The sequence below is a fragment of the Microvirga lotononidis genome, assembly GCF_034627025.1.
Classification (GTDB): domain Bacteria; phylum Pseudomonadota; class Alphaproteobacteria; order Rhizobiales; family Beijerinckiaceae; genus Microvirga; species Microvirga lotononidis.
Map to the genome: position 1 here is coordinate 465867 of NZ_CP141048.1, position 20515 is coordinate 486381.

Annotated in this window: 19 protein-coding genes and 1 other RNA gene; 3 read left to right on the plus strand and 17 right to left on the minus strand. The window is 65.7% G+C overall.

Annotated features, from left to right (window positions below):
* Positions 1–66: 66 nt before the first annotated feature.
* The 17 genes from ftsA to U0023_RS02135 all read right to left on the minus strand — a co-directional run bounded on the left by ftsA (position 67) and on the right by U0023_RS02135 (position 18645).
* The gene (ftsA, locus tag U0023_RS02055; RefSeq protein ID WP_009764015.1) at positions 67–1389 is read right to left on the minus strand and encodes a cell division protein FtsA; all 1323 of its coding nucleotides are present in this window, start codon (positions 1387–1389) and stop codon (positions 67–69) included.
* Positions 1386–2375 carry a cell division protein FtsQ/DivIB gene (locus U0023_RS02060; RefSeq protein ID WP_009764014.1) on the minus strand — a complete coding sequence of 330 codons (990 nt, stop codon included), beginning with the start codon at positions 2373–2375 and terminating at the stop codon, positions 1386–1388. Before U0023_RS02060 ends, ftsA begins: the two co-directional genes overlap by 4 nt.
* On the minus strand, positions 2342–3265 hold the full coding sequence (locus U0023_RS02065) for a D-alanine--D-alanine ligase (protein WP_009764013.1): 924 nt from the start codon (positions 3263–3265) through the stop codon (positions 2342–2344). Before U0023_RS02065 ends, U0023_RS02060 begins: the two co-directional genes overlap by 34 nt.
* Before the next feature lie 56 nt (positions 3266–3321).
* Positions 3322–4242 carry a UDP-N-acetylmuramate dehydrogenase gene (gene murB, locus U0023_RS02070; protein ID WP_009764012.1) on the minus strand — a complete coding sequence of 307 codons (921 nt, stop codon included), beginning with the start codon at positions 4240–4242 and terminating at the stop codon, positions 3322–3324.
* Positions 4242–5657: a UDP-N-acetylmuramate--L-alanine ligase gene (gene murC, locus U0023_RS02075; RefSeq protein ID WP_009764011.1), complete on the minus strand. Its 1416-nt coding sequence runs from the start codon at positions 5655–5657 to the stop codon at positions 4242–4244. Before murC ends, murB begins: the two co-directional genes overlap by 1 nt.
* Positions 5654–6772 (minus strand): undecaprenyldiphospho-muramoylpentapeptide beta-N-acetylglucosaminyltransferase, encoded by a 1119-nt coding sequence (gene murG / locus U0023_RS02080; RefSeq protein WP_009764010.1) that lies wholly within the window; start codon positions 6770–6772, stop codon positions 5654–5656. The genes murC and murG overlap by 4 nt, the downstream gene beginning before the upstream one ends.
* Complete coding sequence (locus tag U0023_RS02085; RefSeq protein ID WP_009764009.1) at positions 6769–7914, minus strand: FtsW/RodA/SpoVE family cell cycle protein; 1146 nt, start codon at positions 7912–7914, stop codon at positions 6769–6771. The genes murG and U0023_RS02085 overlap by 4 nt, the downstream gene beginning before the upstream one ends.
* A 2-nt stretch (positions 7915–7916) precedes the next feature.
* Entirely contained in the window at positions 7917–9308 is a 1392-nt protein-coding gene (gene murD / locus U0023_RS02090) for a UDP-N-acetylmuramoyl-L-alanine--D-glutamate ligase (RefSeq protein ID WP_009764008.1), read from the minus strand.
* A 5-nt stretch (positions 9309–9313) separates the two neighbouring features.
* Positions 9314–10399, minus strand: a complete 1086-nt coding sequence (gene mraY, locus U0023_RS02095) for a phospho-N-acetylmuramoyl-pentapeptide-transferase (RefSeq protein WP_009764007.1) — start codon at positions 10397–10399, stop codon at positions 9314–9316.
* A gap of 3 nt (positions 10400–10402) precedes the next feature.
* Positions 10403–11836: a UDP-N-acetylmuramoylalanyl-D-glutamyl-2,6-diaminopimelate--D-alanyl-D-alanine ligase gene (locus U0023_RS02100; protein ID WP_009764006.1), complete on the minus strand. Its 1434-nt coding sequence runs from the start codon at positions 11834–11836 to the stop codon at positions 10403–10405.
* A complete protein-coding gene (locus U0023_RS02105) occupies positions 11833–13302 on the minus strand; it encodes a UDP-N-acetylmuramoyl-L-alanyl-D-glutamate--2,6-diaminopimelate ligase (protein ID WP_009764005.1) in 1470 nt (489 codons plus the stop codon). Before U0023_RS02105 ends, U0023_RS02100 begins: the two co-directional genes overlap by 4 nt.
* On the minus strand, positions 13299–15068 hold the full coding sequence (locus U0023_RS02110; protein ID WP_040639112.1) for a peptidoglycan D,D-transpeptidase FtsI family protein: 1770 nt from the start codon (positions 15066–15068) through the stop codon (positions 13299–13301). The genes U0023_RS02105 and U0023_RS02110 overlap by 4 nt, the downstream gene beginning before the upstream one ends.
* Positions 15069–15163: 95 nt before the next feature.
* Positions 15164–15559, minus strand: a complete 396-nt coding sequence (ftsL, locus tag U0023_RS02115; RefSeq protein ID WP_009764003.1) for a cell division protein FtsL — start codon at positions 15557–15559, stop codon at positions 15164–15166.
* Positions 15556–16605, minus strand: a complete 1050-nt coding sequence (gene rsmH, locus U0023_RS02120) for a 16S rRNA (cytosine(1402)-N(4))-methyltransferase RsmH (protein ID WP_009764002.1) — start codon at positions 16603–16605, stop codon at positions 15556–15558. The genes ftsL and rsmH overlap by 4 nt, the downstream gene beginning before the upstream one ends.
* Positions 16602–17099 carry a division/cell wall cluster transcriptional repressor MraZ gene (mraZ, locus tag U0023_RS02125; protein ID WP_009764001.1) on the minus strand — a complete coding sequence of 166 codons (498 nt, stop codon included), beginning with the start codon at positions 17097–17099 and terminating at the stop codon, positions 16602–16604. Before mraZ ends, rsmH begins: the two co-directional genes overlap by 4 nt.
* Positions 17100–17409: 310 nt before the next feature.
* An RNA gene (gene rnpB / locus U0023_RS02130) (RNase P RNA component class A) lies at positions 17410–17804 on the minus strand.
* Between the two features lie 46 nt (positions 17805–17850).
* Positions 17851–18645, minus strand: a complete 795-nt coding sequence (locus U0023_RS02135; protein ID WP_009764000.1) for a lytic transglycosylase domain-containing protein — start codon at positions 18643–18645, stop codon at positions 17851–17853.
* Between the two features lie 290 nt (positions 18646–18935).
* On the opposite strand from U0023_RS02135, the gene U0023_RS02140 reads away from it, so the two are divergent.
* The 3 genes from U0023_RS02140 to U0023_RS02150 all read left to right on the plus strand — a co-directional run bounded on the left by U0023_RS02140 (position 18936) and on the right by U0023_RS02150 (position 20514).
* Positions 18936–19319: a hypothetical protein gene (locus tag U0023_RS02140; protein WP_009763999.1), complete on the plus strand. Its 384-nt coding sequence runs from the start codon at positions 18936–18938 to the stop codon at positions 19317–19319.
* Positions 19320–19422: 103 nt separating this feature from the next.
* Positions 19423–19701, plus strand: a complete 279-nt coding sequence (locus U0023_RS02145) for a hypothetical protein (RefSeq protein ID WP_009763998.1) — start codon at positions 19423–19425, stop codon at positions 19699–19701.
* Between the two features lie 87 nt (positions 19702–19788).
* Positions 19789–20514: a TerB family tellurite resistance protein gene (locus U0023_RS02150; protein WP_009763997.1), complete on the plus strand. Its 726-nt coding sequence runs from the start codon at positions 19789–19791 to the stop codon at positions 20512–20514.
* Position 20515: the final 1 nt, after the last annotated feature.

Sequence of the window (20515 nt, forward strand, 5' to 3'; positions counted from 1 at the left end):
GCGGACGCTGACCCTGGTTAACTTGAACTCATCACGATGGCCCGCCGCGCCAACGCGTTACTCGGTTTAAAAACTCTCGCGAATCCAGCGGCCCACTCGCGAGAAGTAGCCGTCGGTTCCCGTACTCTGAAACAAGCCGCTGGAGCGCGGCTCGAAATACTCGATATGTGCCACCTGCGGATAAACCAGGAGGCCGACCACCGCCGAAAAGGCAGGGCCCTTTGCCGCTTCAGGCAAGCCCTTGATGCCGAGCGGACGCCCGACACGAACCTGGCCCTGCAAGATGCGGCGCGCCGTTTCCGGCAGCCCGACGAGCTGGCTCGCGCCGCCCGTCAGCACGACCCGCCGTCCGGCCTGGGCCGCAAAGCCCGCGCCTTTCAACCGGTCGCGCACGAGTTCGAGAACTTCCTCGACCCGCGGCTTGATGATGCGAACGAGGTGCGACTTCGGCAGATGATTCGGAACGTCCCGTTCGTCCTCGTCGACCTGCGGCACCGCGATCATGTCCCGGTCATCCGCGCTCGACGTGATGGCGGAGCCGTAAAGAGTCTTGAGCCGTTCGGCTGCGGACACGCGGGTCGTGAGGCCGCGCGCGATGTCCATGGTCACGTGGTGACCGCCGACCGCGATGGCATCGGAATGAACCAGATGCCCGTTGGAGAAGATGCCGACGCTCGTGGTGCCGCCGCCCATGTCCACCACGGCGCAGCCCATGTCGGCCTCGTCGTCGACGAGAGCGGACAGGCCCGCCGCGTAAGGCGTGGCGATCACGGCCTCGACGCCGAGATGGCAGCGCTCGACCGCGAGCATCAGGTTGCGCGCCGCCGCCGCTTCCGACGTGACCACGTGCAGATCAGCACCGAGGCGCTCGCCGATCATGCCGGCGGGATCGACGATGTGATTCTGCCGGTCAAGCGAGAAGCCGGTCGGCAGGGCGTGCAGGACCGTCCGACCGCGACGCAGGTCGTAGCTCGACGCAGCATCGAGTACGCGATGGATGTCGCCGGAGCTCACCGCGCCGCGGACGGGGATATGCGCCTCGAAATGCTCGGACGCGAGGCGCCCGCCGGTGAGATTGACGATCACCGACTGGATCTCGACCTTCGCCATCCGCTCGGCGGCGTGCACCGCCTGGCGAATCGCCGTTTCGGCCGCTTCCAGATCGACGACCACGCCACCCTTGAGGCCCATGGAGCGCTGGTGGCCGATGCCGAGGATGCGCGCCACATGGGTGCGGCTGCGCAGAGCCTCGACCTCGTCGGCCGGCTTCAGTTCCGCCACGACGCAGACCACCTTGCTCGTTCCCACGTCGAGGACCGACAGGATGGCGCTCTTGCGCGCGGACAGCGGCTTCAGGCGTGGCGTCAAACCGTGACCCGAGAGACTCATGTATCGACCCCCTTGCCGCGCATTGGTTTCTTCTTGAGCGCCTCGGCGCGGGCCAGGGCTGCCTCTTCCGTCAGTCGGACGACGACGCGATCCGCCATGCGCAGATCGATCGCCAGCACGTCCTTTTCCAGAATCTTCTGCTCGTTCTCGAGCTTCACGAGACGGGCCAGCGCATCGGCCGCCCCGAGCTCCGGCAGGCGCACGTCCATGCCGTTGTCCATCTTCAGCGTCCAGCGCCGCCCGGCCACGAGGGTGCCCGCACGGATGCGGCCCTTGAGCGGGCCCGCGGCCCCGAGCAGCGCGAGATATTCCTTGCTGCGGGTGTTGGCGCCCTCGCCCACCACGAACGGCAGGTCGAGGTAGCGTTCGTCCTGCATCAGGTCGATGACCGTGCCGTCGGCGGCGATCACGAACAATTCGCCGTTGTTCTGCCAGACCCCGTGTGCCTCGCGCTCCGTGAGCGTGATGACGAGCTCGTTCGGATAGAGTTTGCGCACGGTCGCCGTCTTCACCATCGGCACGCGCTCGAGCCGCTCGCGCAAGTCGTTCACGTCGAGGAAGGCGAGCGACAGCTTCGAATTGATGCCGGCCGCGGCGAGAACTTCCTTCTCGGTCATCTGCGAGATGCCGGAGATCGTCACCTGATCGAGGCCGAGACCGACCGCCCGCGCGAGGGCATGGTGGGGCTCGCCGTATTCGCGGACGAAGCCGTCGATGTGGCCGCCCTGCCAGAGACCGAAGCCGACCACGGCGCCGAAGAAGCCGAGGGCAAGGCCCGTTCCGAGAAAGCGAGGAAGACGCCGCTCAAGCGGAACGCTGGCCGAACGCCGACGCACGCTGCGCGAGGAACCGAAGAATCTCGTGATTCGCGAGGGCTTCTTGAAGGGGGCGGCGCCCGCCCCCCGCTGACCGGGGGCAGAGCGCGCAACGACGAATCCGGCCGGGTAGGCCGTCATCGGTTGCAGGTAGCGTCCTCCACCATCCATTGCACAAGCTCGCCAAACGAATAGCCCGCGTGGGCTGCCAGTTCTGGCACCAAGCTCGTCTCGGTCATGCCGGGTTGGGTGTTGACCTCGAGAACAACGAGTTCCCCGGTCCCACCGGGAGTGTCGTCGTACCGCAAGTCGGCACGGCTGATTCCCCGACAGCCGAGCGCTTGATGCGCCGTTAACGCCAACTCTTGGACCTTTTGGTAAATATTCGGTTTAATTTCTGCCGGGAGGACGTGAATGGAGCCGCCCTTCACATATTTCGCATCGTAATCGTAGAAGACCCCTGTGGCAGGCTGGATATCGATGACCCCGAGAGCCCTGTCGCCCATGACCGCGCAGGTGAGCTCCCGGCCCGCAACATATGATTCTACAAGGACTTTTTCGCCGAAGGCCCAGTCTTCGCGGGTCAGTTCCTGGGGCGGATGGGAGCGGTCCTCGCGGACGATGATGACGCCGACGGACGAGCCTTCGTTGACCGGTTTGATCACGTATGGAGCCGGAAGAACGTGGCTTTTGGCCGCCTCCAGACGGTTAACAACTTTACCTTGGGGCACGGGAATGCCCGCCGCCGCCATGACCATTTTGGCCTTGTCCTTCTGCATGGCGAGTGCCGAGGCGAGGACGCCGGAATGGGTATAGGGAATTCTTAAGACTTCCAGCAGACCCTGGATGGTTCCATCCTCGCCGACCCGGCCATGGAGGGCGTTGAACACCACGTCGGGCGCGACGGCCTGCAGCACGGTGGCGATGTCGGGCTGCACGTCGATGGGGGTGACCTTGTAGCCCAGATCCTCCAGGGCCCCGCAGCAGGCCTTGCCCGATGCGAGGCTCACCGCGCGTTCCGCGGACCAGCCGCCATAGAGGATGGCAACGTGCTTCGCCATGGCTCTCTCCCCGTCATGCACCCGGCCGCTCCGGGATTGTCAATGAATGCTGCGAATCAGGCCTTCGCCAAGCCAACGCGCTTGATTTCCCATTCGAGCTCCACGCCCGTCATCTCGCGGACGCGGCGGCGCACCTCTTCCCCCAACCCTTCGATGTCGGCCGCGGAGGCGGAGCCGTGGTTGATGAGGAAGTTGCAGTGCATCTCCGACACCTGGGCATCGCCGATGCGAAGCCCACGGCAGCCCGCCGCATCGACCAGCTCCCAGGCCTTCCGGCCCGGCGGGTTCTTGAAGGTAGAGCCGCCCGTCCTTGTATTGACCGGCTGCGTGGAGGAGCGCGCCTCGGTGATGGCGTTCATCTCGGCCAGAATTTCTTCCGGATTGCCGGAACGGCCCTCGAACAAGGCTTCGGTGAAGATCACGTCGTCCGGCACGCCGGAATGGCGATAGGTGAAACCCATCTGCGCATTGGTGAAGCGCACCGTCTCGCCGGTCCGCGTGACGCCCTTCGCCTCGACGAGCACGTCCTTCGTCTCGCCACCATAGGCGCCGCCGTTCATGCGCAGAGCCCCGCCGATGGCGCCAGGGATGCCGCGCAGGAAGGACAGCCCGGCAATGCCGGCTTCCGCCGCAGCCCGCGCCACCTTCACATCTGGCGCACCGGCGCCGGCCCGCACGCGCAGACTCGGCTCGACCGACACCTCAGCGAAGCCTTTGCCCAAGCGGATGATCACGCCTTCCCAACCGCCGTCGCGGATGAGCAGGTTGGAGCCGAGGCCGACCACGAGAACCGGTATGGCGCGGTCGAGACGCTGCAGGAAATGCGCGAGATCCTCCGCGTCGGCCGGGGTGAACAGCACCTGCGCCGGTCCGCCCGTGCGAAACCACGACAGCGGCGCCGTCGGCGCATTGGCCTCCAGCTTGCCGCGCAGTTCGGGCATGGCGGCTTTCAGGCTGGGAACGATATCGGCAAACATCAGGCCGCCTTCTCGCCCAGAACCTCGAGCTCGCCCGGCAGGGCGTAGGCCCATTGGGTGATGTTGCCGGCGCCAAGGCAGATCACGTAATCGCCCGGTCTCGCCACGCCCTTGATGAGGCCCGCGAGATCCTCGGACTTTTCGAGCGACATCACGTTGCGGTGGCCGCGCGCCTTGAGGCCCGACACGAGGCTGTCGCGGTCGGCGCCGGGAATGGGCTGCTCGCCCGCCGCGTAGACCGGCGCGACGACGACCGCGTCCGCATCGTTGAAGCAGGTGCAGAACTGGTCGAACAGGGACGACAGGCGCGAATAGCGGTGCGGCTGCACCACGGCGATGACTTGGCCCTCGGTCGAGGCGCGCGCGGCCTTGAGCACGGCGGCGATCTCGATGGGATGGTGGCCGTAATCGTCGAACACCGTGACGCCGTTCCACTCGCCCGTGCGGGTGAAGCGCCGCTTCACGCCGCCGAAGCCCGCGAGCGCCTTGCGGATCGCATCGGGCGTGACGCCGAGTTCGTGCGCGACCGCGATCGCCGCCGTGGCGTTGAGCGCGTTATGCGCGCCGGGCATCGGCAGCACGAGGTCTTCCAGCTCGAGGCGGAAGCCGGGACGGCGGTCGCGGATCATGACGCGGAACTTGGTCTGGCCGCCGCGCGGATCGACATCCATGATGCGCACGTCGGCCTGCGGGTTCTCGCCATAGGTGATGATGCGCCGGTCCTCGATGCGGCCCACGAGGTCCTGCACGGTCGGATGGTCGATGCACATCACGGCGAAACCGTAGAACGGGATCGAGTTGATGAAGGAGTGGAAGGCGTCCTTGATCGCGTCGTAGGTGCCGAAATGATCGAGGTGCTCGGCATCGATGTTGGTCACGATGGCCACGTCCGCCGGGAGCTTCAGGAAGGTGCCGTCGGATTCGTCCGCCTCCACCACCATCCACTGGCCGTCGCCCATGCGCGCATTGGTGCCGTAAGCGTTGATGATGCCGCCGTTGATGACCGTGGGATCGAGCCCGCCCGCATCGAGCAGCGTCGCGACCAGGGAGGTCGTCGTCGTCTTGCCGTGGGTGCCCGCCACCGCGACGCAGGACTTGAAGCGCATGAGTTCGGCCAGCATCTCGGCCCGGCGCACGACCGGCAGGCGCTTCTCGCGGGCGACGACCAGCTCCGGGTTGTCGCGCTTGATCGCGGTCGAGACCACGACGATCTCCGCATCCTCCACGTTCTCGGCCTTGTGGCCGATGAAGGTCCTGATGCCCTTATCGTTGAGGCGCCTGACGTTGTAATTGTCGGCCGCGTCCGAACCCTGAACCGTGTAACCCAGGTTGTGCATGACTTCGGCGATGCCCGACATGCCGATGCCGCCGATGCCGATGAAGTGAATGGGACCAAGCTTCGGCGGCAGTTTCATGGGTTTTTTCCGTTATTGTTCGAAGGGACAAGGGTGAGAACGGCCTGCGCCAGACGTTCCGCCGCATCCGTGATGCTGGCGCTATGTGCAGCGGCGGCGGCTCTGGTCAAGCGGTCAGGCTCTTGAAAAAAGAGCTGAATTTCCTGAGCCAGCCTCTCAGGGGTGAAGTCCGATTGCGGACAAACGATGGCAGCGCCCAGATCTCCCAGGGTTTTGGCGTTGGCCGCCTGGTCCTGATCGAGGGAGCCCGGCAGGGGCACGAGAATGGACGGACGGCCGATCACTGCGAGCTCCGCCACGGTCGAAGCGCCGGAGCGGGACACCACCAGACCGGCCTCGGCCAGCCGGTGCGGCAGGTCCTTGAAGAAAGGCTCGGCCTCGAATTGCACGCCCTGCCGCCGGTAGTGCGCCCGGACCCGATCCAGATCCTCGCCCCGGGCCTGCTGGGTAATGGCGACCCGCGCCCGCAGGTCGGCCGGCAGGCGCTCGACGGCGGGGGGCACCACATCGCTCATCACCCGGGCGCCCTGGCTCCCGCCGACGACGAGGAGACGGAGCTTGCCGTCGGAATCCAGGCCGGCATAGGGCTGCCGCGCGGCATCGAGCACGGCGGGGCGGATCGGGTTGCCGGTGTGAATGGTCTTGCCCGGCACGTTCGCCGGGACCCCCTTGATGCCGGCGAAGCCCGTGGCGATCACGGTGGCGCGGCGGGCGAGGAGCCGGTTGGCCCGTCCCATCACGCCGTTCGCCTCGTGGATCACCGTCGGCACCTTGAGGAAGGACGCGGCCAGGACGGGCGGCACGGTGGGATAGCCGCCGAAGCCGACGACCACGGCCGGCTTCATGGCGCGGATGAGGGAGGCGGCCTTCAGGGTCCCCCGCCCCAGCAGCAGCGCGGCCTTCACCATCTGCGGCAGCGAACGGCCGGACGGCGTGGCGGACGGGATCTCGACGATCTCGTCGGCCGGGAACGAGCCCGCATAGGCATTCGCGCGCTTGTCGGTGGCGAGCGCCACCCTGACGCCGGAGGCCTTCAGGGCGTTCGCCAGCGCTTCGGCCGGAAACAAATGACCGCCGGTCCCGCCGGCGGTCAGGAGGATGAGAGGAGCGTTCATCCGCGCGGCCAATCCTGATTGTACGTATCCATCATCTCGGCGCGCGGGCGCCGCCGCGTGAGCGCGATGAGGAAGCCCATGCCGAGCGCGAGCGAGAGCAGCGAAGAGCCGCCATAGGAGATGAACGGCAGCGTCATGCCCTTGGCGGGCATGAGGTGCACGTTCACCATCATGTTGATGCAGGCCTGCAGGCCGAACATGAAGATGAGGCCCGTGGCCGCGAGGCGGCAGAACGTATCCTCGCTGCGGCGCGCGAGCGTCAGGCCGCGCAGCACGATGAAGGCGAAGACGAGGAGCAGCGCGATGCACACGATGATGCCGAACTCTTCCGCCGTGACGGCGAAGATGAAGTCGGTATGGGCATCCGGCAGGATGCGCTTCACCGATCCCTCACCCGGGCCGCGTCCGAGCCAGCCGCCGCGGGCGAAGGATTCCATCGCCGTGTCGACCTGGAAGGTGTCGCCGGAATCCTTGTCGAGGAAGCGCTCGATGCGGGCGCGCACGTGCGGCAGGAATTCATAGGCCGCCACGATGCCGACAAGTCCCGCGCCGCCGAGGCCCATCACCCAGAACCAGTGCAGCCCGGCGATGAAGAACAGCCCGCACCACACGATGGTGACGAGCATGGTCTGGCCGAAATCGGGCTGGAGGATGAGCGGCACGATGGTGGCGGGCAGAAGGAGGAGCGCCAGAAGCGTGCCCGGCACGTCCTTGCGCCGCGCGCCTTCCGAGAAGGCCCAGGCGGAGAGGACCACGAAGGCGGGCTTCACGAATTCCGACGGCTGCAGGCCGAGCGGGCCGATCATGATCCAGCGATGCGCGCCCTTGATCTCGGGCCCGTACTGGAACGCCAGCAGGATGAGCGCCATGCCGATGGCATAGACCAGCAGCGCCAGGCGCCGGATGTGGCGCAGCGACAGGAACGAGACCGGGATCATGATGAACAGCGCCGGGATGAGGAACATCACCTGCCGGTTCACGAAGTGGAACGTGGAGAGCCCGAGGCGCTCCGCGACCGGCGGACCGCCCGCCATGAGGAAGACGAGGCCCGCCAGCATGAGGATGGCGAGACCTGCGAGGAGCAGACGGTCGACCGTCCACCACCAATCGCCGAAAGCCGAGCGTTCCGCGCGTGAGACCATCTTCAAGCCCCCTTGGCTTCGATGCCGGGTAGTGCCCGGACCAGATCGCGGAAGTGGTTTCCGCGCACTTCGTAATTGGGAAATTGATCGTAGGACGCGCAGGCCGGCGACAGCAGCACGACGGCGGGCGCGCCGAGCGCCCGCGCATCGGAGGCCGACTGCGCCACGGCCCTGTCGAGGGTTCCGCAAAGAACATGCGGAACGTCCGCACCGAGGGTCTTGGCGAACTCGTCGGAGGCGGCGCCGATGAGATAAGCCTTGCGGATCTTCGGGAAGTAGGATCTCAGCGGCTCGATGCCGCCTTCCTTCGCCTTGCCGCCGAGGATCCAGAAAATGGAATCGAACGACTTCAGCGCCTTCTCGGTGGAATCAGCGTTGGTGGCCTTCGAGTCGTTGATGAAGAGAGCGTCGCGGATTCGGCCGACCTCCTCCATGCGATGCGGCAGGCCGGGGAAGGTGGAGAGGCCGGACCGGATTGTCTCCGGAGACACGTTGAGGGCCAGGGCGACCGCGACCGCCGCGGCGGCGTTCTGCGCATTGTGCGCGCCACGCAAGGATCCGATTCCCGACAGGCCGGCCATGGGCGCAGCGTCGGTATCCGTCACGCCGACAAGCGTTTCCCCATCGGCGAAGACGCCCTTAGTGCCGAGCGGCTCGACCGAGACCCGCGCCACGTTCACGCCCCTGGCCTCGCAGGCCTCGGCGATCGCGCGGCTCATCGGATCGTCGACCCCGATGACGGCAAGCCCCGCCTTCGCGACCAGCCGCTCCTTGATGGCCGCATAGAGCTCCATCGTCCCATGCCGGTCGATATGATCGGGCGAGAGGTTGAGATGGACACCGATCGTGGGGGCCAGCGAAGGCGTCAGGTCGATCTGGAACGAGGAGCATTCGATCACGTGAATGCGGTCGTCGGACGGGGGCTCGAGCGACAGAATCGCCGTGCCGATATTCCCGCCCATTTGCACGTCGCGGCCGGCTTCGCGCAGGATATGCGCGATCAATGCCGTCGTGGTGGACTTGCCGTTGGTGCCGGTAATCGCCACGAACGGCGCGTTCGGCGCGATCTTCGCCCGCTCGCGGCAGAACAGCTCGATGTCGCCGATGATCTCGACGCCCGCCCCTTTCGCCAGCTTCGCCGACCAATGCGGCTCGGGATGCGTCAGCGGCACACCGGGCGAAAGGATGAAGGATGCGAAACGCGACCAATCCGCATGGCGTAGATCGGCAGTCTCGATGCCCTTGGCAGCGGTTTCCGCCATCTTGGCCGGATTGTCGTCGCAGGCGACCACGTGCGCACCGCCCGCCTTCAGGGCGAGCGCCGTCGCCAGCCCCGACCCGCCGAGCCCGAAGAGCGCGACCGTTTTGCCCGCGAAGGTGGTGACCGGGATCATGCGCCTTACCTCAGCTTGAGGGTGGCGAGGCCGGTGAGCGCCAGCACGACGGCGATGATCCAGAATCGGATTACCACCTGCGGCTCGGTCCAGCCCAGCTGCTCGAAATGGTGATGGATCGGTGCCATCTTGAAGACGCGCTTGCCGGTGAGCTTGAACGACGTGACCTGGATGATCACGGACATGATCTCCAGCACGAAGAGGCCGCCCACGATGGCGAGGACGAATTCATGCTTGGCGGCCACCGCGATGGTGCCGAGAAGACCGCCGAGGGCGAGCGAGCCCGTGTCGCCCATGAAGATCTGGGCCGGAGGCGCGTTGAACCAGAGGAAGCCAAGGCCCGCCCCGATGAGCGCGCCGCAGATGACCGCAAGCTCGCCGGTGCCGGGCACGAAGTGGATCTGCAGGTAGTTGGAGAACACCGCGTTACCGGTGAGATAGGCGATGAAGCCGAAGGTGCCGGCCGCGATCATCACGGGCACGATCGCGAGACCGTCGAGACCGTCGGTGATGTTGACCGCATTGCCGGCGCCGACGATCACGAAGCCTGCGAAGACGATGTAGAACCAGCCGAGATTGAAGATCAGTTCCTTCGAGAAGGGCAGCGCAAGCTTGTTCGCAAGCCCCGGCGTCGCCATGTAGGAGATCGCCAGGCAGGCGACCGCCGCGATCAGCGCCTCGATGGCGAGGCGCGAGCGGCCCGAGAAGCCCTTGTGCGACTGCTTCGTCACTTTCAGATAATCGTCGTAGAAGCCGATGGCCCCGAAGCCCACGGTGACGAACAGCACGACCCAGACATAGTGGTTCGCAAGGTTCGCCCACAGCAGCGTCGAGATCAGCACACCCGCCAGGATCATGAGGCCGCCCATGGTCGGCGTGCCGCGCTTGGTGAGAAGGTGCGATTGCGGTCCATCCTCGCGGATCGGCTGCCCCTTCCCCTGGCGCAGGCGCAGGAGCGAGATCATCCACGGGCCGAAGAGGAAGACGATCAGCAAGGCGGTCGCCGTCGCGCCGCCGGTGCGGAACGTGATGTAGCGGAAGATATTGAGCGGACTGAAATAGGGGCTGAGATCAGCCAACCAGGTTAACATCGATCATCCTTTCAGCGCGTTTGCCGTTGGGCTCGCGCCGTAACGTTCTTTCAGAGCTTTGACAACCAGGGCCATCTTCATGCTGAGCGAGCCCTTGACCGTAATTGCGTCGCCGGGGCGGACGGCCGCGCAGACCGCCTCGACCAGTTCGGCCGAGGTTTCGGCATGGGCGGCGACTTTGGCCTTCGGCAGCGCATCCACGAGGTTCTGCATCAGCGGGCCGGCTGCGAACAGAAGGTCGATCCTGTTCGCCTCGACGGCCTCCGCGAGCTCGGCGTGCAGACGGGGACCCGTTTCGCCCAGTTCCTTCATGTCGCCCAGGACGGCGATCCGCCGTGCGCCGCGCCCGAGTTCGACGGCTCCCAGATTGGCGAAGGCCGCGCGCATGGAAGCGGGATTGGCGTTGTAGCTCTCGTCGATCAGCAATGCCTCATCGTCGCCGAGGGCAAGCATGGTCCGCTCGCCGCGCCCGACCGGCGGCTTCAGCTCCGCGAACGAGAGCGCCACCAGGGCGAGGTCGGCGCCGAGGGCATGGGAGGCGGCGAGCACGCTCAGGGAATTGAGCGCGATATGCCGGCCTGCCGTGCCGATCCGGTAGGTCAGGGGCTGGCCGAAGATCGTCGCATCCACGATCGAGTGATCCGGCTTCACGATGATGCGGTGAGCCCGGATATCGGCCGCTTCATGCTCGCCGAAGGTGACCACGCGACCGGCCGGGGACGCAGTGGCATGGGCGCGCATGCGCTCGAAATAGGCGTTGTCGCGGTTGATGACCGCCGTGCCGCCGGGTTCCAGCCCTGAAAAGATTTCGCCCTTGGCATCGGCGATGCCCCACAGCGAGGGGAAGAACTCGATATGGACCGGCTCGACGGTGGTGATCACGGCCACGTGCGGGCGCACCATGCCGGTCAGCGGCAGGATCTCGTAGGCATGGTTCATGCCGATCTCGAACACGCCGAAAGCGGTCTCGCATGGCATGCGGGAAAGGGTCAGCGGCACGCCCCAATGGTTGTTGTAGGAAGCCACCGAGGCATGGGTCGCGCCCTGACGGGCGAGCGCGAGTCGCATGGCCTCCTTCGTGCCGGTCTTGCCCACGGAACCCGTGATGGCGACGATCTTCGCATTCGTGCGCCGACGCGCCGCGCGTCCGAGTTGGCGCATGGCTTCGAGCACGTCCGGCACGATGATGAGCCTGTCGGACTCCTTGAATGCGGGAGCCTTGTCCTCCGACACGACAGCCGCCGCTGCACCCTTCTCCAGGGCCGCCGCCACGAAATCGTGCCCGTCGTGCACGTCGCCCTTGATGGCGAAGTAAAGATCGCCGGGCTCCAGGGTCCGCGTGTCGATGGACGCGCCTGTCGCCTGTGCAAAGCCACCACCGACGCGGGCGCCGGTGGCGGCTAGGATTTCATCCAAGGTCCAAAGGGGCGAACTCATCCCTGCCTCTCCGCAATAGCCGCCCGGACCTCTTCGTGATCCGAGAACGGCAGGGTCCGGTCGCCGATGATTTGGCCCGTTTCATGACCTTTGCCGGCCACGACCAGAATATCGCCCTGCCGAAGCTCCTTCACGGCCGTGCGAATGGCCTCGGCCCGGTCGCCGATCTCCCGCGCGCCGGGCGCGGCTTTCAGGACTTCGGCCCGAATGGCGGCCGGATCCTCGGATCGAGGATTATCGTCCGTGACGATGACTATATCCGCCTTCTCGGAGGCGATGCGACCCATGAGCGGACGCTTTCCCCGGTCCCGGTCGCCGCCGCAGCCGACGATGCAGACGAGACGGCCCTTCACGAAAGGACGCAGGGCATCGAGTACATGAGCGAGCGCGTCGGGCTTGTGCGCGTAATCGACGATGCAGATCGCGCCATCGACCTCGCCCACCTGCTCCAGGCGGCCAGACACGCCCTTGAGGGTCTTGAAGCCCTCCAGCACCTCCTCGGCCCTCCCCTCGCCTTCGACCGCAAGAACGAGGCCCGCCGCCACGAGGGCGTTTTCGACCTGGAAGGCTCCGAGCAGCGGGAGCGTCGTGCGGATGGTCTTTCCGAACGCCTCGACGGTGAGCGCCTGGGTGAAACCCTCGGTGCAGGCTTCGACGAGACGGATCGTCTCGCCCATGCTCCCCGTGGTGATGAGCGTCAGCCCGCGGTCACGCGCGCCCTGCAGGAAGACATCCGAATAGGGTCCGTCCGCATTGATGATGGCGGGCGCGTCGCCAGGCAGAAGCGTATCGAACAGGCGCATCTTCGCCTTGGCATAGGCTTCCGTCGTCGCGTGGTAATCGAGATGATCGCGGCCGAGATTGGTGAAGCCCGCAGCCTGAAGGCGCACGCCGTCGAGGCGGCGCTGATCGATGCCGTGCGAGGACGCTTCCATGGCAAGGCGCGTGACGCCGTCACGGGCCAGCCGGTCGAAGCTCTCGTGCAGGGAAATCGGATCCGGCGTCGTGAGCGAGCCATAGGCGGCGCCGTCGGACGTGATGATGCCGAGCGTGCCGACGCTCGCAGACTTGTATCCCAGATGAGCGAAGAGCTGGCGCGTGAAATCGGCCACCGAGCTCTTGCCGCTCGTCCCCGTGACGGCCACGACCTTCTCCGGCTGCCCCGGATAGAAGCGTGCTGCCGCGAGAGCCAGCGTGCGACGCACGTCGTCAACCTGAACATAGGCGACATGGGAAGGCAGATCGGCAGGACGCGCGGCCTCGCCGACGATCGCGACCGCGCCGGCCGCCACTGCCTGCGGCACGAAGCTCATGCCGTCCACCTTCGTGCCGGGCACGGCGAAGAACAGGGTTCCCTTCTCCACCTTGCGGCTGTCGGAGGCGATCTTCGAAACGGCAAGAGGGGCATGTTCATGCCCCTGTGCTTCAACGATCAGGTCGCCGAGTTGCTTGGTCTTTTCGTTCATCGATTGCTGCCCCAGGCGCCCAAGCGCGACATCAGCGGGAATGGCTGCGACGGTGCCTCGAAACGCGGCGGCACGCCGAGCATCGGGGCCACGCGCTCCACGATGTTGCCGGTCACCGGGCCGGCATTCCAGCCCGCGGTCGAGAACCCATAGGTTCCCTCCACGGCCTGAGGCTCATCCATGATGGTGAGGAACACGTATTTCGGCTTGTCGGCCGGAACCACCGCCGTGAAGGTGGTGAAGTTCTTGTTCTTGGAATAGCGGCCGTTGATCACCTTCTCGGCCGTGCCGGTCTTGCCGCCCACGAAGAAGCCCGCGATGGCCGCTGAGCTGGCCGAGCCTTCCGGCACCGATGCGTTGAGACGCATGACGTAGCGCATGGCCTCACTGGTCTCGGGCTTGATCACCTGCAGGGCATTCTGCCTCGCCTCGGCCTCGGTGCGCTTCAGGAAAGTCGGCTTGATCAGCACGCCGCCATTGACCAGAGCGCCGACGGCCATGAGCGCCTGCAAGGGCGCGACCGCGAGGCCGTGGCCGAACGCGATGGTCATGGTGTTGAGTTCGCCCCAGCGCGGCGGAATGATCGGCAGGGCGCTTTCGGGCAGCTCGGTCTCAAGGCGCGAGAGCTGGCCCATCTTGCGCAGGAACGTCTTGTGACCTTCCACGCCGATGCCGAGCGCCATGCGCGCGGTGCCGATGTTGGAGGAGTGCACGAAGACCTCCGGCGTGGTGAGCACCCGGTGCGTGGCATGGTAATCGCCGATGGTGAACTTGCCGTAGCGCAGCCCGGAGCGCGCATCGAAGGTCGAGTTGATGTTGTACTTGCCGGAATCGAGCGCCATCGCGACCGTCAACGCCTTGAAGGTCGAGCCCATCTCGAACACGCCGACATTGATGCGGTTGATCCGGTCCTTGTCGAGTGCATCCACCGGGTTGTTGGGATCGTAGTCCGGCAGCGACACGAGGGCGATGATCTCGCCGGTGTTCACGTCCAGGATCGCGCCCGCCGTGGCCTTGGCCTTGAACTTCGCCATGCCCTTCACGAGTTCGTCGCGCAGGGCATGCTGCACGCGTAGATCGAGGGACAGCTGAACCGGCTTCAGGTCGGCGGCGGAGATGTTGAAACCCGCGCCGTTGAGATCCTGCAGCCCCATGCTGTCGATGTATTTCTCCATCCCGGCGATGCCGACATTGTCCACGTTGGCGAAGCCGAGCACGTGGGCGGCGGCTTCCGCATTGGGATAGATGCGCTTGTTCTCCGGCAGGAATCCGATGCCGGGAATGCCGAGGCGATGCACTTCCGCCTGCTGGCGCGGCGTGATCTCGCGCTTGACCCAGACGAAACCCTTTTTGGTGCCGAGCTTGTTGCGAAGATCCGTGGCATCGAGATCGGGCAGGACGGCGGTGAGAAGCTCGACCGCCTCGTCCTTGTCGATGATGTTGCGCGGCTCAGCGAACACCGACACCATCTTCACGTCGGTCGCCAGGATCTCGCCGTTGCGGTCGACGATGTCGGGGCGGGCGGCGGAAATTTCCGACGAAGCCGCGCGGCGTACCTCGCTCGTGTTCTCGCTCGTGACGGCGAGAAAGACGAGGCGTCCGCCGATGAGGCTGAATAGCCCGACGAAGCACGCGGCCGCGAGGCCCACGCGCGAGGTGCTCTTGTCGTGACGCAGACGGAACAGCTCGCGGGCGTGACCGAGGATGCCACGCTTCGGACGTCGCGCGGAAGCACGCGGCGATGCGCCGTTCGCGTCTTCGACCATCGGGTCGGTTCCGTAGGTGGCATCCACCTGCGGGTTCGCGTCGTCGGGAAGGTTCTTACCCTGCCATTCGGTTTGGGGCTCTTGCAACACGAGGCTCACCGTCTAGGGGTTTGGGTCGTCGGGGTGCGGGCGTCCGAATTCTTGTCCTTCGGCGTCGAGGTCGGCCCAAGAAGGCCGAGCGCTTCGAGCTTGCGGCCGATCTCGTCCTCGCGGGACGGACGGTTCGGCAGCTCGGACAGGCGCGCAAGCTGCTGGATCTTCAGCGGCTGCAGGTCGAGATGCTTGTCGGCGGCTTCCTGCAGGCGGTCGGGGCGGTCGAGATATTGCCACTCGGCCTGCAGAACCGCGATGGCCTCACGCTCGCGTTGCAGCTTGGTCTTCAGCTTCGCGACCTGCTCGGCATAATAGAGCGTGTCGTACTTGATCGAATAGGCATAGCCTGCCGATGCGATGAGAGCGGAAATCGCGATGATGTGGAGCAGCCGGATCATCGGCGCCCTCCCCGTTTTTCAGCCGTGTGCGGCAGCTCGGCCAGCATGGCGATGGCGCTCAAAGGCTCCTGCGGCGGCGTGCTCGTGCGCGCGCCGGCCCGAAGTTTCGCCGAACGCGCCCGCGGGTTGCGCGCCATTTCCTGCTCGCTCGGACCGACGGGACCTCGAGTCACCGCATCGAAAGTCGGCTCCGGTGCGGCGGCCGTCGGCAGATGGCGCGAGCCCGTGGCCGCGCGGCCGGTGCGGGCCGCGAAGAACTGCTTCACGATGCGGTCCTCCAGCGAATGGAACGTGACGACCACGAGGCGGCCGCCGGGCGTCAGGATGCGCTCGGCCGCATGCAGGGCGCGCACCAATTCGCCGAGCTCGTCGTTCACCGCGATGCGAAGCCCCTGGAACACCCGCGTCGCCGGATGGATGCCGCCGGGCTCCTGCCGGATCAGCGACGCGACGAGGTCGGCCAGTTGACGCGTGGTCTCGAACGGCTGGCGGCGGCGCATCTCGATGATGGCGCGCGCCACCGCGCGGGCGCGGCGCTCCTCGCCGTAATGGTAGAAGATGTCCGCAAGCTCGGCCTCCGAGGATTCGTTCACGAGATCGGCTGCGCTCGGACCGCTCTGTTCCATGCGCATGTCGAGCGGGCCCTCGTTGCGGAACGAAAAGCCGCGCTCGGCCTGGTCGAGCTGCATGGACGATACGCCGATGTCGAGAACGACGCCGTCGACGCTCTCGAAGCCCTGCTCACGCGCGACATCGTCGAGATCGCCGAAACGGCCCGGGACGAGCATCAGGCGTTTCTTGAATTTGGCCGCAAGAGAAGCGCCGCCCGCGATCGCATCGGGATCGCGGTCGATGGCAACGACCTTGTTCTGGGGATGTCCGTCGAGAATGGCGCGGGTATAACCGCCTGCGCCGAATGTGCCGTCGATGAAAGTGCCGCCGCGCTTGACATCGAGAGCTGTGCACACCTCCTCCAGGAGAACAGGAACGTGACGGGACGGTCCGCCAGCGGCTCCGGCTCCTGGGCCGTCGCCGCGCCCCATCATCGCTCCCGTACTCCTGGTGAGGTGTTCAGCACTAACCTTGGCTCCATGACTCGGCTTCCCAATGCTTTCTTCAGGTCTCGGACCTTCGTGCGCGCCTCCTCCAAGTGCGCACGGAAGCGCTCGGGCTCCCAAATCTGGAACTTGTGACCAAGTCCGACGAACGTCACCGTATCGCCGATCCCGGCATGCACTTTTACCGTGTCCGTCAGGATGACACGCCCCTCCGGATCGACCTTCAGAATTTCGCTTGTCCCGAACAACGCCGTCGACAGCTGATCCCGCTCGTCCGAATAGGGCGACAGCGTCGACAAGAACGCATCGATTTCGTTCAGAAGCGTGTTGCCGCCCGCGTCCAATGCCTGCGCGTCGAGCGCCGGATGGACGTAGAGCCCCTCGAATCCATCCTTGGCCAATACGGCCCGGAAGGATGCCGGGATCGAGACGCGACCCTTCGAATCCAACTTGTTGGTGAAATTGGACACGAAGCGGTTCATTGGCCGCAGCTCGCACGCTCCTGATTGTCAGCCCCCAGGCGGATCTCGCGGATCCACCACCCGCGGCCGGTGATGACGCTACTTCCCGAAACCGAACGTCAGCATTTCTTGAGTGCTTGACGCCCCCTTCGGAAGACACCGTCGACGGGATGGTTTGGGATAACATGGGAGAATATGGGCGTCAACGGAACGGGGATGGGGCACACGCCTCGCGGCATGCATTCCCCATGAGACGCATTTACGGTTAATGAATCGTAAGCGACGCAACGGTTTGCGCCGCTTTCATGCAAATTTCGGCCTGTGGATAGATGGGGTCAGCCGGCCTGTAAGCCGGGTTCTGTAGGGCCCAAAGTCTAAGACCTTGGACGTGGCGGCCATTCCTCTGGGACGATCATTGCTGAACGCCTCAAGCAACCAACCCGGACGACGAGCCTGGAAGCAGGCCTGGCGCGAACGCCTGTCGTCCCTATTCGGTTTTGCTCCTGGTGGGGTTTACCATGCCGTCCGCATTGCTGCGTCCGCGGTGCGCTCTTACCGCACCCTTTCACCCTTACCCCGAGGTCCGAGGACCTTTGTGGGGCGGTCTGCTCTCTGTGGCACTTTCCCTAGGGTTGCCCCCGCCGGACGTTATCCGGCACCTTGCTTCCATGGAGCCCGGACTTTCCTCCCCGAGCATAAGCTCGAAGCGGCCGCCCGGCCAGCTGACGAGGGGGATGTGGTGCAAAAGACGCCCCCGCGTCAAGGCCGAAGGTTACTCGGCCGCGGCGGTCAGCACCTTCACCTTCGCGCAATAGGCGCGCGAGGCGCTCGTCATGGTGGTCGTCCGGTGCCCGAACTGATAGCGCAGGATCGTGCCGCAGGTGTCGCCGCCGGCGAGCTTGTAAGCCCTGGCGAGGTACTTCAGCCCGTAACGCAGATTGGTTTCCGCATCGAGAAGACCTGCGGCCGGCCCTTGGTAGCCGAGGGATTGCGCGGTGCGGACATTGATTTGCGTCAGCCCCAAATGCGCGCCGTTGCGCGCGCCTGCGTTGTAGCGGCTCTCGAGCCGCACGACCGCATCGGCGAGTTGGTACGGCAAACCATTTTCGGACGCGTAGCGCGCGATCAGCGGCTTGAGAGCACTGGCTTTGGCCGCATCGGCCCGCCCGGAGCGGGAAAGCCCCGACAGATCGACCGGAAGCGCCGAGGTCTCCTCGACGCCGGCCTCCTCCTCGTCCGCGGCAGCCTTGGCGGCGACGACCGGAGGCGCCTCGGAGACCTTCGCGGCTTTGGCCGCTTCCTTGGCCTTCTTGGCATCGCCCTTGGCCGCCTTGCCTGATTTTGCCGCCTTGGCGGCCTCGGCCGCCTCCTCCGCCTCGATGGCAGCCTGCTCTTCCTTGAGGGCGGCTTCGGCGGCCTTCTGCTCCTCGATCTGCGCGCGGACGAGTTCCTCGGCGTCCTGCGGCGAAATCAGGGTGTTTTCCGCTCGCGCCTGCGGCGCAAGACCAAGCGTAGCCAGGCTTATGATGACGGCCGCCACCGTTCTCAAATCACGCTGCCAAGTCATATGCAAACTCCAGACGGCATAGGCCGTAGAGCGGCGGTGGGTGGTGGCGAAATAAGGCAAAGTTGTGACTCGGCAAGTCGCAATCATGTCCACGCAATGCTTAAGCTAGACGCTCCAGTCCGATGAAATCGAGGCTGGACAAGGCAGAAATAGCCTGAGAGCGACGCGAAAAATTATTCGTTCCTCTTACGCGCAGGAAACGCCGTTCGCTGCAAATAAGGCAGCTTCACGAATCAAAGATACGAAATTACGTATCGATATCCTGGGCCTGTCATCCAGAGGGAATATCGATGAAGACCATAATCATAGCAGCCGGCGCTGCAGCGCTCGTCCTTTCGTTGACCGCCTGCAACACGCCGGGAGAACGCGCGCTCGGCGGAGGCGCCATCGGGGGTCTCGCCGGAGCGGCCATCGGCGGCCTGGCGACCGGGCATGCGAGCGGCGCTCTTGCCGGCGCGGCGATCGGCGCCGCCGGCGGCGCCGTGGTCGGGGCCGCGTCCACGCCCGAACCCGAGCCCGTCTACGTCCAAGAGCCTGTGCCGGCAGCGCCGATCCGCAGCGGAATGCCTCCATCCGGCCAAGGCCGGGTTGACCAAGGCAACCGCGCCTGGTCGCCCAAGGACTGCAAGTACGGTACCATGGTGCACCACGGTTCCGTGGTTTGTTCCCCTTGACTCCCCATGGAACCGATCGGCTAGGAAACAGTTGGCAGTAAGGCTAAGCTAACTTGCTCAAGCTTTCTCCAATTTGTCTGTCGCTGACCAAGAGGACACGTCCATGAAGAAAATCATCACCGCTGTCGCCGCGGGTGCTCTCACCCTCTCGATCGCCGCCTGCAACACGCCGGGCGAACGCGCCGTCGGTGGTGCCGCAGTGGGCGGCCTTGCCGGTGCGGCCATCGGCGGTGCTGCCACGGGTCGTGGAAGCGGCGCTCTGGCGGGCGCGGCCATCGGTGCTGCCGGCGGTGCCATCGTGGGTGCGGCGACGGCTCCCGGCCGTCCGGCTTGCCCCTACGGCACGTACCAGGACGTCTACGGCAACGTTTACTGCCGCTGATCGCGCATCACAGACCGAATTTGAGGGGCCGGGACATTCCCGGCCCCTTTTCTTTTGCCCGCACTTGAGATTACGACTGAACGTAAGATGATTCAGTCGATTTGGGGTAAGCTGGGTGGCGCCGGCATCGGACTCGCGTTGGGCGGGCCGATCGGCGCCCTCCTGGGTGGCGTCGCCGGCCACGTTCTCATTGACCGCGAAGGTGCTCTCTTCGGGAAGCCGCCCCGCGACGTGCTCTTCACCATGGGTCTCGTGGCCCTCGCGGCCAAGATGGCGAAGGCCGATGGCGTCGTGGTCGACGTGGAGGTCCGGGCCTTCGAGCAGATCGTCGACGTTCCGGAAAGCGAGCACGACAAGGTGGAGCGCCTGTTCAACCTCGCCATCCAGACCACGGACGGCTTCGAGGCCTATGCCCGCCAGATCGGCGATGCCTTCAAGGACGAGCCCGCCCTGCTCGAGGACGTGCTCGACGGCCTGTTCCACATCGCCAAGGCGGACGAAGCCATCCACGAGGCGGAATACGCCTACCTCAAAGACGTGGCGACGATCTTCGCCTTTTCCGATCAGGATTTCGCGCGCATCGCCGCCCGCCACGTGCTGCGCGCCGACGATCCCTATCTCATTCTTCAGGCGGACCGGAGCATGAGCGACGAGGAGCTGAAGCGGCATTATCGCCGGCTCGTGGCCGAGAACCATCCCGACCGGGAGATCGCCCGCGGCCTGCCCCCCGAGGCCGTCAAGATCGCGACCGAGCGCGTAGCCGCCATCAACGCCGCCTGGGAAAGCATCGCGGCCGAGCGGAACATCAGGTGAC

Coding starts and splice junctions, on each gene's coding strand:
- ftsA (WP_009764015.1), bottom strand. CDS start 1,389: ATGAGTCTCTCGGGTCACGGTTTGACGCCACGCCTGAAGCCGCTGTCC.
- U0023_RS02060 (WP_009764014.1), bottom strand. CDS start 2,375: ATGGATGGTGGAGGACGCTACCTGCAACCGATGACGGCCTACCCGGCC.
- U0023_RS02065 (WP_009764013.1), bottom strand. CDS start 3,265: ATGGCGAAGCACGTTGCCATCCTCTATGGCGGCTGGTCCGCGGAACGC.
- murB (WP_009764012.1), bottom strand. CDS start 4,242: ATGTTTGCCGATATCGTTCCCAGCCTGAAAGCCGCCATGCCCGAACTG.
- murC (WP_009764011.1), bottom strand. CDS start 5,657: ATGAAACTGCCGCCGAAGCTTGGTCCCATTCACTTCATCGGCATCGGC.
- murG (WP_009764010.1), bottom strand. CDS start 6,772: ATGAACGCTCCTCTCATCCTCCTGACCGCCGGCGGGACCGGCGGTCAT.
- U0023_RS02085 (WP_009764009.1), bottom strand. CDS start 7,914: ATGGTCTCACGCGCGGAACGCTCGGCTTTCGGCGATTGGTGGTGGACG.
- murD (WP_009764008.1), bottom strand. CDS start 9,308: ATGATCCCGGTCACCACCTTCGCGGGCAAAACGGTCGCGCTCTTCGGG.
- mraY (WP_009764007.1), bottom strand. CDS start 10,399: ATGTTAACCTGGTTGGCTGATCTCAGCCCCTATTTCAGTCCGCTCAAT.
- U0023_RS02100 (WP_009764006.1), bottom strand. CDS start 11,836: ATGAGTTCGCCCCTTTGGACCTTGGATGAAATCCTAGCCGCCACCGGC.
- U0023_RS02105 (WP_009764005.1), bottom strand. CDS start 13,302: ATGAACGAAAAGACCAAGCAACTCGGCGACCTGATCGTTGAAGCACAG.
- U0023_RS02110 (WP_040639112.1), bottom strand. CDS start 15,068: ATGGTCGAAGACGCGAACGGCGCATCGCCGCGTGCTTCCGCGCGACGT.
- ftsL (WP_009764003.1), bottom strand. CDS start 15,559: ATGATCCGGCTGCTCCACATCATCGCGATTTCCGCTCTCATCGCATCG.
- rsmH (WP_009764002.1), bottom strand. CDS start 16,605: ATGATGGGGCGCGGCGACGGCCCAGGAGCCGGAGCCGCTGGCGGACCG.
- mraZ (WP_009764001.1), bottom strand. CDS start 17,099: ATGAACCGCTTCGTGTCCAATTTCACCAACAAGTTGGATTCGAAGGGT.
- U0023_RS02135 (WP_009764000.1), bottom strand. CDS start 18,645: ATGACTTGGCAGCGTGATTTGAGAACGGTGGCGGCCGTCATCATAAGC.
- U0023_RS02140 (WP_009763999.1), top strand. CDS start 18,936: ATGAAGACCATAATCATAGCAGCCGGCGCTGCAGCGCTCGTCCTTTCG.
- U0023_RS02145 (WP_009763998.1), top strand. CDS start 19,423: ATGAAGAAAATCATCACCGCTGTCGCCGCGGGTGCTCTCACCCTCTCG.
- U0023_RS02150 (WP_009763997.1), top strand. CDS start 19,789: ATGATTCAGTCGATTTGGGGTAAGCTGGGTGGCGCCGGCATCGGACTC.